Source organism: Methylomicrobium agile, assembly GCF_000733855.1.
In the GTDB taxonomy this organism is placed as follows: domain Bacteria; phylum Pseudomonadota; class Gammaproteobacteria; order Methylococcales; family Methylomonadaceae; genus Methylomicrobium; species Methylomicrobium agile.
The window spans coordinates 3,815,037-3,834,189 of sequence record NZ_JPOJ01000001.1; the positions used below are offsets into that span (position 1 = coordinate 3,815,037).

The 19,153-nt window shown below is 57.1% G+C and carries 13 protein-coding genes; all 13 read left to right on the forward strand.

Annotation, left to right across the window (positions count from 1 at the left end):
* Positions 1-500 precede the first annotated feature (500 nt).
* Positions 501-653, forward strand: a complete 153-nt coding sequence (locus CC94_RS24150) for a hypothetical protein (protein ID WP_005372099.1) — start codon at positions 501-503, stop codon at positions 651-653.
* Between the two features lie 9 nt (positions 654-662).
* Positions 663-1,190, forward strand: a complete 528-nt coding sequence (locus CC94_RS0117835; protein ID WP_005372104.1) for a cupredoxin domain-containing protein — start codon at positions 663-665, stop codon at positions 1,188-1,190.
* On the forward strand, positions 1,183-2,805 hold the full coding sequence (locus CC94_RS0117840) for a b(o/a)3-type cytochrome-c oxidase subunit 1 (protein WP_005372105.1): 1,623 nt from the start codon (positions 1,183-1,185) through the stop codon (positions 2,803-2,805). Before CC94_RS0117835 ends, CC94_RS0117840 begins: the two co-directional genes overlap by 8 nt.
* Before the next feature lie 2 nt (positions 2,806-2,807).
* Entirely contained in the window at positions 2,808-3,452 is a 645-nt protein-coding gene (locus tag CC94_RS0117845) for a c-type cytochrome (protein ID WP_005372107.1), read from the forward strand.
* 141 nt (positions 3,453-3,593) lie between these two features.
* On the forward strand, positions 3,594-3,890 hold the full coding sequence (locus CC94_RS0117850) for an antibiotic biosynthesis monooxygenase (RefSeq protein WP_005372108.1): 297 nt from the start codon (positions 3,594-3,596) through the stop codon (positions 3,888-3,890).
* Between the two features lie 6 nt (positions 3,891-3,896).
* Complete coding sequence (locus tag CC94_RS0117855) at positions 3,897-5,090, forward strand: iron-containing alcohol dehydrogenase (protein WP_031431693.1); 1,194 nt, start codon at positions 3,897-3,899, stop codon at positions 5,088-5,090.
* 26 nt (positions 5,091-5,116) lie between these two features.
* Positions 5,117-5,911, forward strand: a complete 795-nt coding sequence (locus tag CC94_RS22540) for a calcium-binding protein (RefSeq protein WP_005372112.1) — start codon at positions 5,117-5,119, stop codon at positions 5,909-5,911.
* Positions 5,912-7,143: 1,232 nt separating this feature from the next.
* The gene (locus tag CC94_RS0117865) at positions 7,144-7,569 is read left to right on the forward strand and encodes a hypothetical protein (RefSeq protein WP_157203468.1); all 426 of its coding nucleotides are present in this window, start codon (positions 7,144-7,146) and stop codon (positions 7,567-7,569) included.
* Positions 7,481-16,135, forward strand: a complete 8,655-nt coding sequence (locus tag CC94_RS0117870) for an Ig-like domain-containing protein (protein ID WP_157203469.1) — start codon at positions 7,481-7,483, stop codon at positions 16,133-16,135. Before CC94_RS0117865 ends, CC94_RS0117870 begins: the two co-directional genes overlap by 89 nt.
* 375 nt (positions 16,136-16,510) lie before the next feature.
* Positions 16,511-17,155, forward strand: coding sequence for a phage tail protein (locus tag CC94_RS0117875; RefSeq protein ID WP_245619789.1), 645 nt, complete (start codon positions 16,511-16,513; stop codon positions 17,153-17,155).
* A gap of 8 nt (positions 17,156-17,163) precedes the next feature.
* On the forward strand, positions 17,164-17,667 hold the full coding sequence (locus CC94_RS0117880) for a phage tail protein (protein ID WP_031431698.1): 504 nt from the start codon (positions 17,164-17,166) through the stop codon (positions 17,665-17,667).
* Between the two features lie 11 nt (positions 17,668-17,678).
* On the forward strand, positions 17,679-18,203 hold the full coding sequence (locus CC94_RS23260) for a phage tail protein (RefSeq protein ID WP_084675425.1): 525 nt from the start codon (positions 17,679-17,681) through the stop codon (positions 18,201-18,203).
* Positions 18,204-18,644: 441 nt separating this feature from the next.
* The gene (locus CC94_RS0117890) at positions 18,645-19,118 is read left to right on the forward strand and encodes a GNAT family N-acetyltransferase (protein ID WP_215731686.1); all 474 of its coding nucleotides are present in this window, start codon (positions 18,645-18,647) and stop codon (positions 19,116-19,118) included.
* Positions 19,119-19,153 lie beyond the last annotated feature (35 nt).

Sequence of the window (19,153 nt, forward strand, 5' to 3'; positions counted from 1 at the left end):
CAATCGCGCTATATTCACAAAGGGCGTCATTCCGGCAATCCCTACCGGAATGACGAGCACCGTAGGGCGTTTTCGCGATAGAGACTGTGAAAGTATTCGTTTTTTGAAATTTTCTACACAATATATAGTGATTAAAAATTTCAATAGGCTCAATATATGGATACCGGTCTGAAAGTTTCTGAATACTTTCACAGCCTCAATAGCAAAACGCCAACCTCTTCAAAGCCTGGTGGATTGCCTGGCGGCGAATCCACCCTACCTACTCTCCGAATGAAACCGTTCCGATTTGCTGAAAAATCAACCGATTTATTTTTTTCATACGAATCATCGATATAATCCGCTCCATTTCAAACCGTACGCAATTTTCGCTTCTAAATGATTTCCGGCTATATCGGAATCGATTGGATACGTGTAATATAAAATTGCATTACAAATCGTGTTGTTAATCAGTAATATTTTTTTCAACCGGTTCTATTTCTACCCTCTTGAGACAATAGGTTATGAGCGAGTTAAGCGAAGAAGAGCGGCAAAAAATTCTGGAAAGTTCTCCGGTCGGCACCTGGGCTTTATTGCTGATCGTCGGCGGCGCCATGACGCTGGCCTGGCTATTCATCTATTTCGGCGTGTTTCTGCCGCGCGGACCTATCGGCTGAGGAGGCCTTATGCATATCGATCGACTGGAAAAAAGATGGGCGACCGTCTCGCTCGGGATCGCCGGCCTGTTCGTGTTGGTGATTCTGGGCTCTGCGTTTTTTCAGGGTATCCACGCGCCGAGCCACATCGAAACGATCGACTCCGCTTCCCTGCATTTGAGCGGGGAGTTTGCCGAAGACAAGCTCGGAGTCCATGAAGATGCGGCCGGCAATATTACCGTTCGGATCGTCGCGGGCCGTTACGGTTTTTATCCGCAGGATATCGTGCTGCCGACCGACACGCCGCTGACGTTCCGGATGGTCAGCCAGGACGTAATCCACGGCGTGCATATCCCGATGACCAACATGGGCACCATGATCGTGCCGGGCTATGTCGCCGAGGTCAAGACCGTGCTGCATCAGGCGGGCGCGTACCCATTGATCTGCAACGAATATTGCGGAATGGGCCATGCGCATATGTGGAACAACATCAAGGTGATCGGCAAGGCGCAGTGGGCAGCCCTCAAACACTCCCAAGGAGATGCGAACCATGAATAATGCCGTCGAAAAACAACTGGCGCTGTCCCATTTCTGGGTCGCGTTTATCGCCTTCGGGCTGGCCTGCCTGATGGGCATCTATCAGGTGGTCGAGCGCAGCGGCTTCATCCCCGCAATTCAGTCCCGCGAAGTCTATTATGCATCGACCAGTACCCACGGCGTATTGATGGCGTTCGTGCTGACCACTTTTTTCATCATGGGTTTCGGCTATTACGTCGCGACGACCACGCTCAAGCTGCCGGTCTGGAACAAGACGTTCGCCTGGGCCGGTTTCTGGGTGTCGCTGCTTGGCGTCGTATTGGCCGCCCTGCCTCTCCTGACCGGCGCGGCCTCGGTGCTGTTCACCTTCTATCCGCCGATGCAGGCGCACGTGCTGTTCTATATCGGCGCGACGCTGCTGGTCGTCGGATCCTGGTTCTGGTGCGTCGAGATGCTCGTCATGTACGTGCAGTGGAAAAAGGCGAATCCGGAACGGCCGGTGCCGCTCGCGATGTTCGCGACCGCCGCGAATGCGATCCTCTGGCTCTGGACCAGCGTCGGCGTAGCGGTCGAAGTGCTGTTCCAGTTGATCCCGTGGGCGCTCGGCTGGATCGATACGATCGACCCGGGCCTTGCGCGAACCCTGTTTGCCTGGACGCTGCATCCGATCGTGTACTTCTGGCTGATTCCGGCCTATATCGCCTTTTACTGCCTGGTGCCGAAACAGGCGGGCGGTTATATATTCAGCGACGAACTGGCCCGGGCCGCTTTCATCCTGCTGGTGGTATTCAGCCTGCCGATCGGCTTTCACCATATCTATATGGACCCCGAACAAGGCCACGGCTGGAAAATGCTGCATGCGATCGGCACCTTTGTGGTGACCCTGCCGACCTTCATTACCGCCTTCACGGTCATCGCCTCCCTGGAAATCGCCGGCCGCCTGAACGGCGGCAAAAACCTGTTCGGCTGGATCGGCGCCCTGCCCTGGACCAATCCCCTGGTGCTGACAATGATTCTGTCGCTCCTGATGCTGATCCTGGGCGGCTTCGGCGGCCTGATCAACGCCAGCTATGCGATGAACGTGATGGTGCACAACACGGCCTGGATTCCGGGGCATTTTCACCTGATTTTCGGCGGCACCACGATTATCATGTATTTTGGGATCGCTTATTATTTCTGGCCGGTATTGACCGGCAAACCGCTGTTTTCGCACGGCCTGGCATTGATTCAGCTCTGGGCCTGGTTCATCGGGATGGTGATCCTGACGACGCCCTGGCACATTCTCGGCCTGCTCGGCCAGCCGCGGCGGATCGACAGCGTCCATTACAACAATCTGCTGACGCTGTCCTGGGAACCCTATGAAATCACGATGATTTTCGGCGGACTGATCCTGGTCGGGTCGGCCGGCCTGTTGATCTACAATCTCGCCAAGACCCAACTTAACGCGACCGAACCCTACGAGGGCGAAATCGAATACGCGGAGCCGATTCGTCCGGTTCAAACCCTGCCGGCCTACCTGAACGGTTTTACGCTGTGGAACTGGGTGATTGCGGGATTTATGCTGGTCGCCTTCGGTTATCCGATCGCGCAGTTCTTTTTAATGAAGACCTACGGCTCCAGTCCTTGGGGATACTGAGTATGAACAGATTATGGCTCTCTCTGATTCTGGCGGCACCGGCACTCGCAAGCGCCGCGCCTTCCTCCCGGGTTGCGTGGACCGCAGAGCAACTCAATTTCGTAAAGGGAGGCAATGCGCAGAAAGGCCGCGAACTGGCCGCGACCTGCACCGCCTGCCACGGCGAAATCGGCATCAGCGAAACCCCGGACTATCCGTCGCTGGCCGGCCAGTTGCCGACTTATTTATTCAAACAATTGCAGGACTATGCGGACGGCAGCCGCGACAACCCGCTGATGGCCGGAATCGCGAAAGGACTCGGCAAGCAGGACATGGCCGATCTCTCGGCGTGGTTCGCCTCGCTGCCGCCGCCCCCCACCTCTTATGGCAAAGAGACGCTTAAAAGCGCCGAAGCCCTGGTGAAGCAAGGCGACAACGAGCGTCTGCTCGTTCCCTGCGAAGTCTGCCACGGCAATAACGGCGAAGGCCAGAAACTCGACATCCCCGCGTTGGCCGGACAACAGGCCGAGTATCTGAAAGCCACTTTGACCGCTTTCAAGGACGGCAGCCGCCATAACGACGTTTACGGTAAAATGCGTTTGATCGCGAAAACCCTGACCGAAAAAGAAGTCGAAGAGTTGAGCGTTTATTACCGAAGCTTGAAATAGCCTTTCCGAATTCCGGCGCATCCAGTTTGGGGAAAAACTTCTTTTCCCCGAACCGCCGGATTTCTTGCGAAAATTCGGTAAAATCGAAAGCCTTGCGTGCAGTATAATGGCAGCCCTGTTCATTGTTGTTAAGGTGAAATCATGCACGTTACCCTGGTCCACGTTCAGGTCAAACCCGACCGCATCGACGATTTTATTGCCGCCATCCGGCTGAACCACGAGGCTTCCATCCGGGAACCGGGCAACCGCCGTTTCGATGTCCTGCAGTCTCCGGAAGACCCCGCCCAATTTATTCTGTACGAAGCCTATGCAGCGGCCGAAGACGCGGCAGCTCATAAAGAAACCGCTCATTATCTGGCCTGGCGCGACATGGTGGCGGACTGGATGGCCGAACCTCGTCAGGGCGTCCGTTATCACGGCCTGTTTCCAAAGGGGTAAAAGCCTATGCCCTTTGCTCCTTTTTCGATCTCGCGCCTGCCGCGCATCCATTACGGCAGCGGGCGCATCGGCGAAGTCCCCACGCTGGCTGCCGCCTATGGCCGTACCGTTTTGGTGGTGACCGGTAAACACTCGTTTTGCGGAACGCCGCGCTGGCGGGCTTTTATCGAAGCGCTGGAAGCCAAAGGCTTGCGCTGGCTGCATTTTACCGTTTCCGGCGAACCGTCGCCGATGCGGGTCGATGAAGCAGTAAGCCGGTTCCTCGGCGAAGGCGTCGAGGTGGTCGTGGCGATCGGCGGCGGCAGCGTGCTCGATGCGGCCAAAGCGGTCGCGGGCCTCCTGCCGCACGGCAATTCGGTGATGGACCACCTCGAAGGCGTCGGCAAGAATGTCCCTTACCGGGGCCCGAGTACGCCGTTTATCGCCGTGCCGACGACCGCCGGAACCGGCAGCGAGGCGACCAAAAACGCGGTATTGAGCGTGCAGGGGCCGGACGGTTTCAAAAAATCGTTCCGCGACGAATGTCTGATCCCCGAATACGCGGTGATCGACCCCGATTTGCTGGCGAGTTGCCCCCGCGAACTGATCGCGGCAGACGGCATGGATGCCTTTACCCAGTTGCTGGAATCTTACGTTTCGAGCAAAGCCAATCCTTTTACCGACGCGCTGGCCTGGAGCGGAATGAAGGCTTTCAAGGAAGGTTTTTTTTCGGCATGGGAAGGGATTGAGCCGGCCGCAGGCCACGGCCGAGGCGCAATGGCTTATGCGTCTCTGCTTTCCGGCATTACCCTCGCGCAAGTCGGCCTGGGCTCGGTGCACGGCTTGGCTTCCCCGTTGGGCGCCTATTTTCCGATTCCGCATGGGGTGGTCTGCGGCACGCTGGTGGCTGCCGCGACGCGGATCAACATTGAAGCGCTGCAGGCGCGCGAACCGAATCATCCCGCCTTGGTCAAATATGCCGAAGCCGGACGGCTTCTCACGGGACGGAATGAAATGGACGATTCGTCGGCCCGCTCGGCCCTGACCGAGCTTTTGGCCGAGTGGAGCGAACGACTGGAACTGCCGCGCCTGAATCGTTACGGTATCGGCGCCGAGGATTTTCCGCTGATCGTCGCGAACAGCCGAGGCAGCAGCATGCAGACCAATCCGATCGTACTGACCGATGCCGAAATTGAAACGATTCTGACGGCCCGGCTTTGAGTATTCAGTTTTAAACGGAGTTGTCTATGTTTTCCCATAAATTGATGAAATCCGCTTGCGTCCTGGCGGCGTTTGGCATTGTCGCGTTGAGCAACAGCCCGGCGGCGTTCGCCAGATCGCTGATTCCTCACGATTGCAGAAAAGCCGCGAAAAAAGCGGGGCTTAATCCGGCAGACGCGATTTTCGTTCAGTCCAATACGCCTTATACGGGCGGCAGCGGCCCCGAACTCATTATCGGCACACGAAAACGCGATCTCATCACGGGTACGAACAATGGCGATGTCATTTGCGGAAATGGGGGCAATGACAGCATAAACGCCCTGGCGGGCAATGATATTGTTCTCGTCGGTAGCGGGGCGGATTCGGTCGATGGCGGAGACGGCGATGATGTCATCCTCGGCGGCGGCGGCAACGACAGTTTGTCCGGGGAGGATGGCAACGACACGCTCGAAGGCAACAATGGCAACGACTCCCTGGACGGCGGCAACGGCGACGATACCTTGAACGGCGGTAACGGCAAAGATTTGCTGGACGGCGGTCCGGGTTCGGACATCCTCAACGGCGGCAACGGCAATGACCAACTGGGAGGAGGCCCCGATAACGACGTTCTGAACGGCGGCAATGGCGCCGATTCGTTGACCGGCGGCGACGGCGACGACATATTGAATGGCGGCAACGGTCCCGACGATCTGGACGATGACGCCGGCTTCGAAACATTCAATGGCGGACTCGGCAACGATGCCATCGACGACATCGACGGGGCCGATCAACCCAACAGCTTTACCGGAGCGGTAGATCGACGCGATTCGCCTAACCGGTGAATGACCGGTCTACAGGATGAACCTCCGATCAGAAAACCCGCTTCGGCGGGTTTTTTATTTCCGCATTTTTTCATTTCCACGCTGCCGTCACGACTACAGGGATGCAGCTCTTGTAGGGCGGATTCGCCGCCAGGCAATCCGCCATAGCCTTTGAAGCCTGTTGGCGTTTTGCTATCGCGAAACGCCCTACAGCTCTACATGAATGCAGTGTGTATCTTGTAGGACGGGTTCGCCGTTAGGCAATCCGCCTCACTTTGAAGGCTATTGGCGTTTTGCTATCGCGAAAACGTCCCACAGCTCTTACTCATCGTCTAGCCATTTAAGTGTTGCTTAATTTCATTTTATTATGCAAAATCTACCTCAATAAGACCGGGAGGCGCATCAATGGCGAACGATACCCGGAGTGCGCTTCACTGTGTTCAGCTCTTGTAGGGCGGATTCGCCGCCAGGCAATCCGCCGCGCTTTGAAGGGGGTTGGCGTTTTGCTATCGCGAAAACGCCCTACAGCTCTCGTTCCCACGCTGGAGCGTGGGAACGAGGAAGCCGGGTTTCGTACCTCAACCCGGCGGCTTACGACTCAATAAAGGCTACGGACTTATTCCGTTACCGCGAAAATTCGTCGGTTCGTATGCAATAAATGAAAAATACCTGGAATATACTTTCACGATAAGGTAAATACGCCCAGTGCCGTTAAGTCATATCCCAGTAATTTCCTAAAAGCTTGCTTTATGCGCAAGCTTTACTATGCTTAGGGGGGCATCACTTGACAGATGGCTGTAAAGCACAGCCCGATTGAGTCGAGCAAGCTTTTTGCGCCGGATCTCCATCCCCGTTGTAATTTCGAATCATCGCCATAGCGGAGCATGATCGCCGTTTTGACTTCGGCCGTCATCCCGTCCGCGCAAGGCAGGCGTTTGCTTTGTTAAAGCATTTTGGGGCCGGCTTGGCTTGACGATATTGCATTGGAAGGCCAAAGCAAGCTTTGGACTCCGGCATATCCGCATTTTAGGGAGGCTTTGAATAAGCCCCCTCCTCTCCTTCGCCTTTATTCGGCATGAAGGAAGAGAAACCGAAGCAGAGATTTCCGGGAAGGAGATAAGGATTTGGGGCCAAATCCTAAGGGAAATCCTTATTTTCTTGAATTTTCTTGAAGTAACTCGGCGGCCCGTTTTCCGACACGCAACAATGGCAAATGTAGAATGACAACCCGCATTTACAAATGGTTACCGGTAATGCTGTTCGCGTTGCTGGCCGCTTCGCCGTTAATGGCCGATATTTTTTATGTCACGCCTAAAACAAACGGCCAAATCGGCGACCTGAAGTACAAAAAGGAAGACATTCTACTGTTCGACACCGAAAGAGGCGAGCATGGAGAATGGTCGATCTTTTTCGATGGCTCCGATGTAGGGCTGGTTGGACAACAGATCGATGGTTTTTATGTTGCCGAGGATTACCTGCTGCTTTCCTTTCTCGGTAACCTCAAACTGAGCATCAACGGACAAAAGGTGCGCGTCCAGGGGGCGGACATCGTTAAATTCAATTGGGATCCCGAAGGGGGGGGGGGCCGGCGTGCTGCCCACCAAAGGTACTTTCGATTTATTCTTCGACGGCTCCGACGTGGGAGTGAAAACCAATATCGATGCGTTAGCCTTAAATAACGACGGACATTTGATTTTCAGCACCCATGCAAAAAATCGGCTGCTCGACGAAAACGGACAGCCTTTCTTGGCCCATAAACAGGACCTGATTGAATTTACCGGCAGCACGGGCGAAGACACCGCGGGAAGCTTCAAACTTTTTTTCGACGGCCAGCAAGCGGACCTGGCGCAAAATACGGAAGACATTGACGGCGTTGACGTGTATGGCCCGTATTTATATCTGGTGACTCAAGGCAAGTTCAAAGTCGGGCCGGCCGCCGGAAACGGCCGGGATATGCTGCGTTGCGATTTGCCGCCGGTGCTTTCGCTGCCGATTCTCAGTTGCGGCAATCCGCTCGTGGTGTTCAAGGGAACGGACGTGGGTTTAAATAAAGCCATCCAGGGTATCCAGGTCAAGTTGTCGCTGAATATCGCACTGAGTTCGTCGCATGTGGATGAAAACCAGCCGGCCGATACGGCAGTCGGCCATTTTTCGATGGTCAACGCGGATAAGCGAAGCGATTACAGCTATACGCTGATCAGCGGCGACGGCGCAACGGATAACGCCTCGTTCAAAATCGACGGCGATGCTTTGCAGACGGCGGCATCTTTCGACTTCGAAACCCAACCCAGTTACCGCATTCGGGTGCGGAGCGATGAAAACGGCGGCCGGGCTATCGAAAAAGCGTTCACGATCGCCGTGAACGATGTCAATGACGCGCCCACCGACATCGCGTTGAGCGCAGAGACAATCGCCGAAAATCAACCGGAAAATTCGCTTGTCGGCGAGTTATCCACGAGCGATACCGATGCCGGCGAGAGTCAGACTTATACATTGGTTCCCGGCTCCGGCGATGACGATAACGCAGCATTCCGGATTGTCGGCAATCGATTACAGACCGCCGCCGCGTTCGATTTTGAAACCCAACCGACTTACCGCATTCGCGTACGCAGCACCGATCACGGCGGTTTGTTCACAGAAAAACAATTTACGATTGGCATCGTCGATGCCAACGAAGCGCCGACAGACATTCTGTTGAGTTATACGCGCATTGCAGAGGGGCAGCCGGCCGGAACCCTGGTGGGTACTCTCGGCAGTGTCGATGCCGATGCTGCCGATACCCACACTTATGCCCTGGCCGATCCGTCAGCGTATCCCGATAACGCCGCCTTCCAAATCGTCGGCGAGGAATTGCGTACGGCCGCCGTACTCGATTTTCCCACGCAATCGAGTTATCAAGTGCATATCCGGAGCACGGATTCTGGCTTGGGGGCGTTGACTTTCGACAAATCGATGACAATTACTGTCGACAGCATCAATCATGCGCCAGTATTTACCGTCGGTCCGGACCAGCACGTCAACGAAGACGCCGGCGCGCAGAGCGTAGCCGGCTGGGCGACTGCGATCGGTCCCGGCCGCGCCGACGAGTCGGGGCAATCGCTGATCTTCGCCGTCACCGGCAACACGAATCCCGACCTGTTCACCGAAGCTCCGGTCGTCGCCGTGGACGGCACGCTGAGTTACGCCCTCGCTCCCGGCGCGAGCGGCAGCGCGGTCGTCACGCTGCTTTTGCAGGACGACGGCGGCACCGCCAACGGCGGCAGCGACGCTTCCGCGCCGCAAAGCTTCACCATTACGGTCAACGCGGTCAACGATGCGCCGAGCTTCACCCAAGGCGCCGATCAAAACGTGAATGAAGACGCCGGCGCGCAAACCGTACCCGGCTGGGCGACCGCGATCAGCGCCGGCGCCGCCAACGAAGCGGGCCAGACGCTGACTTTCAATGTCGCCGCCAACGACAATCCGGGGCTGTTCAGCGCCGGACCGGCCATCGATCCGGCTACCGGGGATTTAACCTTCACGCCGGCCGCCAATGCCAACGGCACCGCGACTCTCCAGCTGACGCTCACGGACAACGGCGGCACCGACAACGGCGGCGCCGATACTTCCGTGCCGCAAAGCTTCACGATCACCGTCAATTCCGTCAACGACGCGCCGAGCTTCACCCAAGGCGCGGACCCGGCCGTCAACGAAGGCGCGGGCGCGCAAACCGTGGCCGGCTGGGCTTCGGCCATCAGCCCCGGCCCGCTCGACGAAGCGGCTCAAACGTTGACCTTCCAGATCACGGCAAACGACAATGCCGAGCTGTTCAGTGCCGGACCGGCCCTGGATACTTCCGGGAATCTGACTTTTACCCCGGCGCCGGATGCGAACGGCACGGCAAACATTCAGGTTACGCTCATGGACAATGGCGGCACCGCCAACGGCGGCAGCGATACTTCCGTGCCGCAAAGCTTCACGATCACGGTCAATCCCGTCAACGACGCGCCGAGCTTTGCCAAAGGCGCGGACCAAACAGTCTTTGAAGATGCCGGCGCGCAAACCGTACCCGGTTGGGCGACCGCGATCAGCGCCGGCCCCGCCAACGAATCCGGCCAGACGCTGACTTTCAATGTCACCGCCAACGACAATCCAGAGCTGTTCAGCGCCGGACCGGCCGTCGATCCGGTCAGCGGCGATCTGACCTTCACGCCGGCCGCCAATGCCAACGGCGCCGCGACTCTCCAGCTGACGCTCAAGGACAATGGTGGCACCGCCAACGGCGGCAGCGATACTTCCGTGCCGCAAAGCTTCACGATCACCGTCAATCCCGTCAACGACGCGCCGAGTTTTACCGCCGGCGCCAATCAAAGCGTGAATGAAGATGCCGGGGCGCAAACCGTACCCGGCTGGGCGACCGCGATCAGCGCCGGAGCCGCCGACGAAGCCGCCCAGACATTGACGTTCGTCATCATCGGCAACACGAATCCCGGCCTGTTTGCCGTCGCGCCCGCGATGACGGCGAACGGCACGCTGAGCTACACGCCGGCGGCGGACGCGCACGGCGTGGCGAGCATTCAAATCGCCCTTACCGACGATGGCGGCACCGCCAACGGCGGGGCGAATACGTCCGCGCCAACAACCTTCACGATTACGGTCAACTCGGTCAACGATGCGCCGAGCTTTGCCAAAGGCGCGGACCAAACGGTCCTTGAAGACGCCGGCACGCAAACCGTACCCGGCTGGGCCACGGCCATGAGCGCCGGCCCCGCCAACGAATCGGGCCAGACGTTGACTTTCAATGTCACCGCCAACGACAATGCCGCGCTGTTCAGCGCGGGTCCGGCCGTCAATCCGGCTACCGGCGCCCTCACCTTCACGCCGGCCGCCAATGCCAACGGCACCGCGAATATCAAGGTCGCGCTGATGGACGACGGCGGCACCGCCAACGGCGGCGTCAACAGTTCGGGATCGCAAAGCTTCACGATCACCGTCAATGCGGTCAACGATGCGCCGGCCGGCACGGACAAAACGGTTACCGCTCTGGAAGACGGCGATTACGTTTTCAGCGTGGACGATTTCGGATTCACCGATCCCGACGACTCGTCCGCCAATGCGCTGCTTTCGGTCAAAATCGCCACCTTGCCCGACACCGGCAGTCTGACCCTTTCGGGTTCCGCAGTGGTCGCGGATACCGAGATTGCGGTCGCCGATCTCGGCGACTTGAAATTCACGCCGGCAGCGAACGCGAACGGCGCGTCGTATGCCAGCTTCACCTTCCAGGTGCGCGACAACGGCGGCACCGCCGACGGCGGCATCGATCTGGATCCGGCCGCGAAGACGATAACGGTGAACGTCACCTCGGTCAACGACGCGCCGGCCGGCACGGATAACACGGTCACGACGGACGAAGACGTCGATTACGCTTTCAACGCGGGCGATTTCGGCTTCGCGGATACCGACGACTTGCCCGCCAATGCACTGCTTTCGGTCAAAATCGCCACCTTGCCCGGCAGCGGCAGCCTGACCCTTTCGCATACCGAGGGTACGGAAGAGATTACGGAAGCAATTGAAGCGGGTACCGACATTGCGGCCACCGCTATCGCCGCCGGCAGATTGAAATTCGTGCCGGAGGCGAACGCGAACGGCGCACCGTACCCCAGTTTTACGTTCCAGGTGCGCGATGACGGCGGCACCGACAATGGCGGCAGCGATCTGGATCCGACCCCAAGGACGATAACGGTGAACGTCACCTCGATCAACGACGCGCCAGTCAACGCGGTGCCGCAAACCACGGACGAAGACGAAGATGTCGCAGATCAAACCACGAACGAAGACACCGCCCTCGTCTTCAATGAGGACAATAGCAATCGGATCAGCGTAAGCGATGTGGACGCCGACAGCGCCGACCTCAAAATCACGCTCGACGTCTCCAGTGGCAGCCTGACGCTCGGCGACACGAACGATCTGGCCTTTGCGGAGGGCGACGGCACGGACGACGCCACCATGACCTTTACGGGCAATTTGACCGCGATCAACGCGGCATTGGACGGACTGAGTTTTCAACCCGCGCCGGACGCAACCGAGCACGTGACGCTGACCCTCACCAGCGACGATCAAGGCGCAACCGGCGCCGGCGGCGCCTTGAGCGCCACCGATACGGTCACGATCGACATCATCCCGGTGAACGACGCGCCGGTCGTCACGATGCCGGGCGCCACACCGGCGTATGCCGGCAGCGCGGTCGTTCTCGACGGCACCGCGACCGTGAGCGACATCGACTCGGCGAATTTCAATAACGGCGTACTGATCGCAGACATCATCACCAATTGCGAAGATGACGACCGGCTCGCCCTGTTGGATCAAGGCGCGGGCGCCGGCCACATCACTCTCGACGGGAACACGGTACAGTACGACTTCGACGGCAGCGGACCGACCGCCATCGGCCAATTGGCAACCGATTTCGATTGCGACGACGAAACTTCTCCCAGCCTGACCGTCACGCTGAACGCCAGCGCCGACCCGGTCTCGACGCAAGCCCTGCTGCGCAATTTGACCTATGCCAGCGCGGCCGCCACGCCAAGTGGAACCGAACGGACCCTCCGGGTAACGCTGAGCGACGGCGAAGACACCAGCAACCCGGTGGACAAACAGTTGAATATCGACAACCCGCCCGAGGTTGACTCGGTCACTCCGGCAAACAGCGCGACGGATGTCGCCGTGAGCAGCAGCATCGACATCACCTTCACTGAAGCGGTCAATGCCACGGCCGACGCATTCAGCATCGAATGCCCCGAAGGCAACGCAGTGGCGTTTACATCGAATCCGACGCTGCCGGCCTCGAACGCGACCGCTTTTCAGTTGACTCCGAATGCCGCCCTTCCGTACGGCGATACCTGTACGGTCATGGTGCACAAGGACGAAATCGACGATTCTGATGCGATCGACCCGCCGAGCGGCATGGTGGCCGATTTTACGTCGACGTTTACCACGGTCGTTAATACGGCTCCCAGTTTCACCAAAGGCGCCGATCAAACGGCGAACGAAGACGCCGGGGCGCAAAGCGTGTCCGGATGGGCGACCGATATCAGCGACGGCGACGGCAATACGCAAGTCCTGACGTTCAATGTTACCGGCAACACGAATCCCGACTTGTTCAGCGCCGGACCGTCGGTATCGTCGGCCGGCGTCCTGACTTACACGCCGGCGGCCAACGCCAACGGCAGCGCGACGATTACGCTGACGCTCTCCGACAACGGCGGCACGGTCAACGGCGGGGTGGATACCTCGACGGCACAAACCTTCGTCATCAATGTGACGCCGGTCAACGATGCGCCGAGCTTCACCAAAGGCTCCAATCAGACGGTGCTGGAAGATGCCGGCGCGCAAACCGTGCCCGGCTGGGCGACCGAGATCAGCGTCGGTCCGGCCGACGAAGCGGGCCAGACGCTGACCTTTAACATCACCGGCAATACCAACCCCACCCTGTTCAGCACGGCTCCGGCGATTTCGTCCACGGGCCAGTTGACTTACACGCCGGCGGCCAACGCCAACGGCAGCGCGACGATTACACTGACGCTCTCCGACAGCGGCGGCACGGCCAACGGCGGGGCAAATACCTCGGCGGCGCAAACCTTCGTCATCAATGTGACGGCGGTCAACGACGCGCCAAGCTTTACCAAAGGCGCCGATCAAACCGTCGACGAAGACGCCGGACCGCAAACCGCGAATCCGTGGGCGACCGCGATCAGCGCCGGTCCGGCCGACGAAGCGGGTCAGATACTCACGTTCAGCGTCACGAACAATACCAACACGAGCCTATTCAGCGCCGGACCGGCGGTATCGTCGACTGGCGTGCTCACTTACACCCCGGCGGCCAACCAGAACGGCAACGCCACGATCACCTTGCAGCTTTCGGACAACGGCGGCACAACCAATGGCGGAGTGGACTTTTCCGGAACGCAGACCTTCACCCTCACGGTCAACCCGGTGAACGACCCGCCGGTGGCGCAGACCAAGAATGGCGGCAGCGTGCAGGCCAACATGAAACGCACCGGCATCGATGCCGGCTTGCTGAGCGGCGTAACCGATGCCGATGCCGGCATCAACGGCTGCTCGCCGACCTTCAGTGTGGCCAGTATCAGTAGCGGCACCCATGGCACCGTTTCCAACGTCAATCTCGGCGCGGGCACCTTTGATTTCGAACCGGAACCGGGCTATATCGGCGCCGCCACCGCCACCTATACGGTAAAGGACAACGGCTGCCCCGGCACGGCGACGAGCGCGTCCGCCACCATCAATATGACCGTGAGCGGGCCGGTTGTCTGGTTCGTCAATCCGGCCGCCGGCACCGACGGCACCGGTACGCTGGCCAGTCCGTTCAACAGTCTGGCCTCGGCCAATACAGCCAAAAGCACAAGCGCCAATCATCGTATCTTTGTCTACAACGGCACCACGGTATCGGGCGTCGGCGTCACGCTGAGCGGGGCAGCGTCCCAGGCGAGCGCGCAATGGCTGATCGGCCAAGGCGCGACGAATTCGCCGACCAATACCTTCGACGCATTGATGGGTATCTCGCCACCAGACGGTACGATCGACAGACCGACTATCGGCGGCATTCAGCCGCAGATTCAAGGCACATTGACTTTGAACGGAAACAATGTCCGCGCGCAGGGCTTCAATCTTTCAACCGGTGCGAACCCGGGCATCAACGATGCAGCGGGTGCGATCAGTGGCGTGACGGTCGATCAGGCCAGCGTCAGCTCGACGACCGGCAGCGCCGTAAACCTGAGCGATTTCGGCGGCACGGTCAGCCTGACGGCGGTATCGAGCAACGGTGCGGTCAGCGGCATCGTGCTGAACAATACTACCGGCAGTTTCACAGTGACAGGTAGCTCCAGCGGTATTTGCGGCGGTCAAGTTGGAAGCGGCCCTCCGGCAGTCGCCGCAAGTCTGACCGCGCCGAACAGCGCTGACTGCACGGGAGGTACGATTCAAAATACAAGCGGGGCGGGCATTGTTTTAACCAACGCAAGCAATGTCTCGCTAACGCGCCTGTGGCTTAAAAATTCCGGTAATGACGGAATTCAAGGCACCAATGTGACCGGATTTACATTGGCTTCGTCGTTGATCGAGAACAATGGCGATGCGCAGTCCGAGGCAAACTTGGATTTCGGCGATGCTTCCAGTACAACGCCAGACGGATTACACGGAACGGCAAGCATTACCAATTCGACGATCCGGGATACTTCTGAAAAAAATATTAGTGTTCGTAACTCCGGAGGAAGCGCTCTATCGTTTACCATGACCGGCAGCCAGATCAGCGATCCTTCGAACGATGCTACGACCGATGACGACGGTATGTTATTTGAAGCCCTAAGCACCGCGAATATGTCGGTCAATATCAGCGGTAGCTATTTCGCGTCACATCGAGGGGACCATTTTCAGTCTGCCGCGGCAAACTCGGGTGTGTTGAATATTGCTTTTACGAACAATACGCTTTCCGGCGGCCATCCAAGCGCGCTCGGACAGGGAATTACGATCAATGCAGCAACTGGAGTCGAATTCGGCGGATACGTGGGAAGAGTTGATTATGATATCAACGGCAATAACATCAACGGCGCTATTTCCAACGGTATCACCGTCGCTTTGGGCACTTCCAGCGTAGCGGCGGTCTTTGATGGTTTTGTGCGCAACAATGTGATCGGCACTTCTGGAAGCTCGCTGTCGTGTTCCACTCAGGCAAACGGCGTTTACATTGATGCACGTGGCAACGGCACGCACAATTCGTCCGTTACGGGAAATACGATTCGCCAATGTTACGACCGCGGTATTCTGTCCGAAGCGGGTGACGGCGATAGCGTGCTGAACCTAACCGTGCAAAGCAATACGATCGACCAGCAGGTCGGGGGCGACGCACGTGAAGCGATTCAGACCAATTACGGCATTACCTCGACTAATGTATTCGGCAATGTGGATACGAATAACGTCTGTTTGCAATTGGGTGGAGCGGGAGCACTCGCCAATATCTTCAGCCATGGGGGTGGGGCACCCGATGACTTCCGGTTACGCAAACGCCAGGAAGCAACGGTCAGGTTGCCGGGTTATACTGGCGGTACTTCGCAAAGTGGGACTGATTTGGATCAGGTAGTTGGCTTTATCCGGGGACAAAATACGGGAAGCGCGGGAGAACCCGGTAGTGCGTCGGCTTCCGGTACGGGGGGCGGTTACACGGGGGGAGCGGCTTGCACATTGCCATCACTGTAACGAAAAAAAGGTTGCCGAGCCTACTGCGCAAGGGCTGTATGGCGGAACGCGCCAGCGGTTCCGCCATAAGGGTTTCAGTAATCAACGGCCATCGAGCATCGCGACGAAGGCGTCGCTCCCACAGCGGTGGAAACAGAGCCGAGCCCCGTAGGTTGGGTTAGGCGCCAGCCGTAACCCAACACTCGAAGCCGAATCCTGTGAGGTTACGCTTCGCCAACCCAATCTACGGGACTTTGTAGGGTACGTTGCGCGTACCGTTTGGAAAAGGTACGCACAGCGTACCCTACCTGAAAAGGCCGTAGGATGCGGTGAGGAACGAACCGCATCCTACGGCCCTGTTATCTATCTGTGCGCATGGCATGAATCAAAAAATACATGTTCACGCTCAGCTCAGTGCATTTCGGGCTGCCCGAAATTACACTCGTTCCCTATTTATGGATGATTTTATTTATACGCAAATGGAAATGTTTAAATTTTTCTTTTAACCGCGCCAAGCGCAAAGGAGACAGAATGGCCGAACCTTTTCTTTCTGAAATCCGCATCATGAGCTTCAATTTCCCTCCGAAGGGATGGGCATTGTGTAACGGTCAGCTTTTGCCGATCAATCAAAACCAAGCCCTTTTCTCGTTGCTTGGAACGACTTTCGGCGGAGACGGCCGCGTCAATTTCGCCCTTCCGGATTTACAGAGCCGCGTACCGATTCACGTCGGAAGCGGTCACACGCTCGGCGAGCGGGGCGGGGAACAGAGCCATACGCTTTCGATTACGGAGATTCCGATGCATACGCATGTTTTGTCGGCCTCACCTTCGAATGCCAGCGTGCCATCCGCAACCAATAACGTTCTGGCCGCTGCCAACAACGTTTATAGTTCCGGGGCAAATCTAACGGTAAATATAACGCCCTTGGATTCCGCTTCACTCACCAAGACCGGAGGTTCGCAGGCGCATCTCAATATGCAGCCTTTTCTGACTTTGTCGTTCGCGATCGCGCTGCAAGGCATTTTTCCGTCACCCACTTAGGAGATATCATGGCACAACCTTACGTTGGCGAAATCCGCATATTTGCGGGCAACTTCGCTCCCTCTGGATGGCTGTTCTGCGAAGGACAACTACTGCCTATTTCGGAGAGCGAAACGCTATTTCAACTCATTGGCACCACTTACGGTGGGGACGGTCAATCTACTTTTGCCTTGCCTGATCTACGCGGTCGTTTGCCTCTGCATCAAGGCAATGGCCTTATTATGGGAGAAACGGGTGGAGCCGAAGAAGTCACGTTGACGGTCAATCAGATTCCGGCCCATGAGCATCCTCTGCTGGCCTCTTCCTCGGGAGCAACGCTTTCTAATCCTGTCAATAATGTTTTGGCCGAGTCAGTGACGATCAGCCCCTACATTGAAGATACCCCAAACGGCAGCATGAATCCGGCAGCAATATCGTCAGTCGGCGGTAATCAACCGCATAACAATTTCCAACCGTATTTGTGCATTAACTTCATCATTTCATTGTTTGGGATTTTCCCGTCACCTACTTGAAGGAGAATATTATGGCCGATCCTTTCGTCGCGGAAATCCGCATTTTTCCGTTCAATTTCGCTCCCAGAGGTTGGGCGTGGTGTGACGGGCAGTTATTGCCTTTGTCGCAAAATACGGCGTTGTTTTCCTTGCTAGGAACAACCTATGGCGGAAACGGAAAGAGTAATTTCGCACTGCCTGATTTACAAGGCCGCGCTCCGATGCATCCTGGACAAGGCCCTGGATTGTCGCTTCATGATTTAGGTGAGATCGACGGTTCGGAAACAGTGGAGCTGCTCGAATCGGAAATGCCGGCCCATAGCCATAGCTTACGAGCGTCTACAGATGACGGTGATCTTAAAGCCCCTGCGCCAAACCGCACATTGGCTCGATCAACCTCAGGTTTTTTATACCAAACCTCAACTTCAGGACTACAGCCAATGTCTGACACCATGCTTGCACCAGCGGGTGGCGATGCGCCGCATAACAATATGCAGCCTTATCTGACGTTCTATTTCTGCATTGCGTTGCAAGGCGTGTTTCCGCCGAGAAGTTAAGAGCCGTAAGACCGTTGGGTTAGCGAAACGTAACCCAACAGGATTCGGCTTCGAGTGTTGGGTTACGGCTATCGCCTAACCCAACCTACGGGGCTAGAGCATTTTCATATCGCCTATAGGGAGATTAAGTCAAACCGTCATCTCGGCAGGGATTGCCGAGATCCAGACTGCAGGGATGCTTAAAGCTTGCCATCCGTGGCTTCTGGATTCCGGCAATCCCTGCCGGAATGACGCGTTTCCCCTCACTTTGCGGCATTGATTATGATCGTACACCCAAAACGAAAATGCTCTAATACCATATCTCGCTTTCAATTTCTGTATTGCCTTGCAAGGTATATTTCCTCCAAGAGAGGTTAAATCCTTTTTTGGCGCCAATGAAGAATGCCATGGCGAGTAATTTGTTGCGTGGACTTTAACCTGTTGTATTAAAAACTTATGCTGATGAATGTGAATTTTCGGAATATTGATGCCGCCGATCTGGAGTTTCTCGGCGCTGTCTACGCCAGCACGCGCGCGGACGAAATGGCGCGGGTGGATTGGGATGACCGGCAGAAGGCGGCTTTCCTGGAAATGCAGTTTAACGCCCAACATCGTTATTATCAGGAAAATTATACCGATACCGATTTTCTGATAATACTTCTCGAAAACCGGCCCATTGGCCGTTTGTATATTGCCCGCTGGCCGGAAGAAATTCGTATCGTGGATCTGGCGCTGTTGCCGGAATACCGGAATAGAGGCATCGGCAGCCGCCTTTTGACCGATGTGTTGAAAGAAGCCGCCGCTGTCGGCAAACCCGTGCGCATTCACGTGGAAGGCTTTAATCCGGCCCTTTCTCTGTATCGCCGTTTGGGTTTCAAGCAAATCGGCGAGCACGGTGTTTATCTTTTGATGGAACGCCCTGCGGATGCTTCTTGAAAGCCCGAATCAGCGGTTTTTTCTGTAGTGTAGAT

Bases quoted from the DNA above. Each gene is read 5' to 3' on its own strand.
- CC94_RS24150 (WP_005372099.1), top strand. From the start codon at position 501: ATGAGCGAGTTAAGCGAAGAAGAGCGGCAAAAAATTCTGGAAAGTTCT.
- CC94_RS0117845 (WP_005372107.1), top strand. From the start codon at position 2,808: ATGAACAGATTATGGCTCTCTCTGATTCTGGCGGCACCGGCACTCGCA.
- CC94_RS0117875 (WP_245619789.1), top strand. From the start codon at position 16,511: ATGTTCACGCTCAGCTCAGTGCATTTCGGGCTGCCCGAAATTACACTC.
- CC94_RS0117855 (WP_031431693.1), top strand. From the start codon at position 3,897: ATGCCCTTTGCTCCTTTTTCGATCTCGCGCCTGCCGCGCATCCATTAC.
- CC94_RS0117850 (WP_005372108.1), top strand. From the start codon at position 3,594: ATGCACGTTACCCTGGTCCACGTTCAGGTCAAACCCGACCGCATCGAC.
- CC94_RS0117890 (WP_215731686.1), top strand. From the start codon at position 18,645: ATGAATGTGAATTTTCGGAATATTGATGCCGCCGATCTGGAGTTTCTC.
- CC94_RS0117880 (WP_031431698.1), top strand. From the start codon at position 17,164: ATGGCACAACCTTACGTTGGCGAAATCCGCATATTTGCGGGCAACTTC.
- CC94_RS0117840 (WP_005372105.1), top strand. From the start codon at position 1,183: ATGAATAATGCCGTCGAAAAACAACTGGCGCTGTCCCATTTCTGGGTC.
- CC94_RS22540 (WP_005372112.1), top strand. From the start codon at position 5,117: ATGTTTTCCCATAAATTGATGAAATCCGCTTGCGTCCTGGCGGCGTTT.
- CC94_RS0117835 (WP_005372104.1), top strand. From the start codon at position 663: ATGCATATCGATCGACTGGAAAAAAGATGGGCGACCGTCTCGCTCGGG.
- CC94_RS23260 (WP_084675425.1), top strand. From the start codon at position 17,679: ATGGCCGATCCTTTCGTCGCGGAAATCCGCATTTTTCCGTTCAATTTC.
- CC94_RS0117865 (WP_157203468.1), top strand. From the start codon at position 7,144: ATGCTGTTCGCGTTGCTGGCCGCTTCGCCGTTAATGGCCGATATTTTT.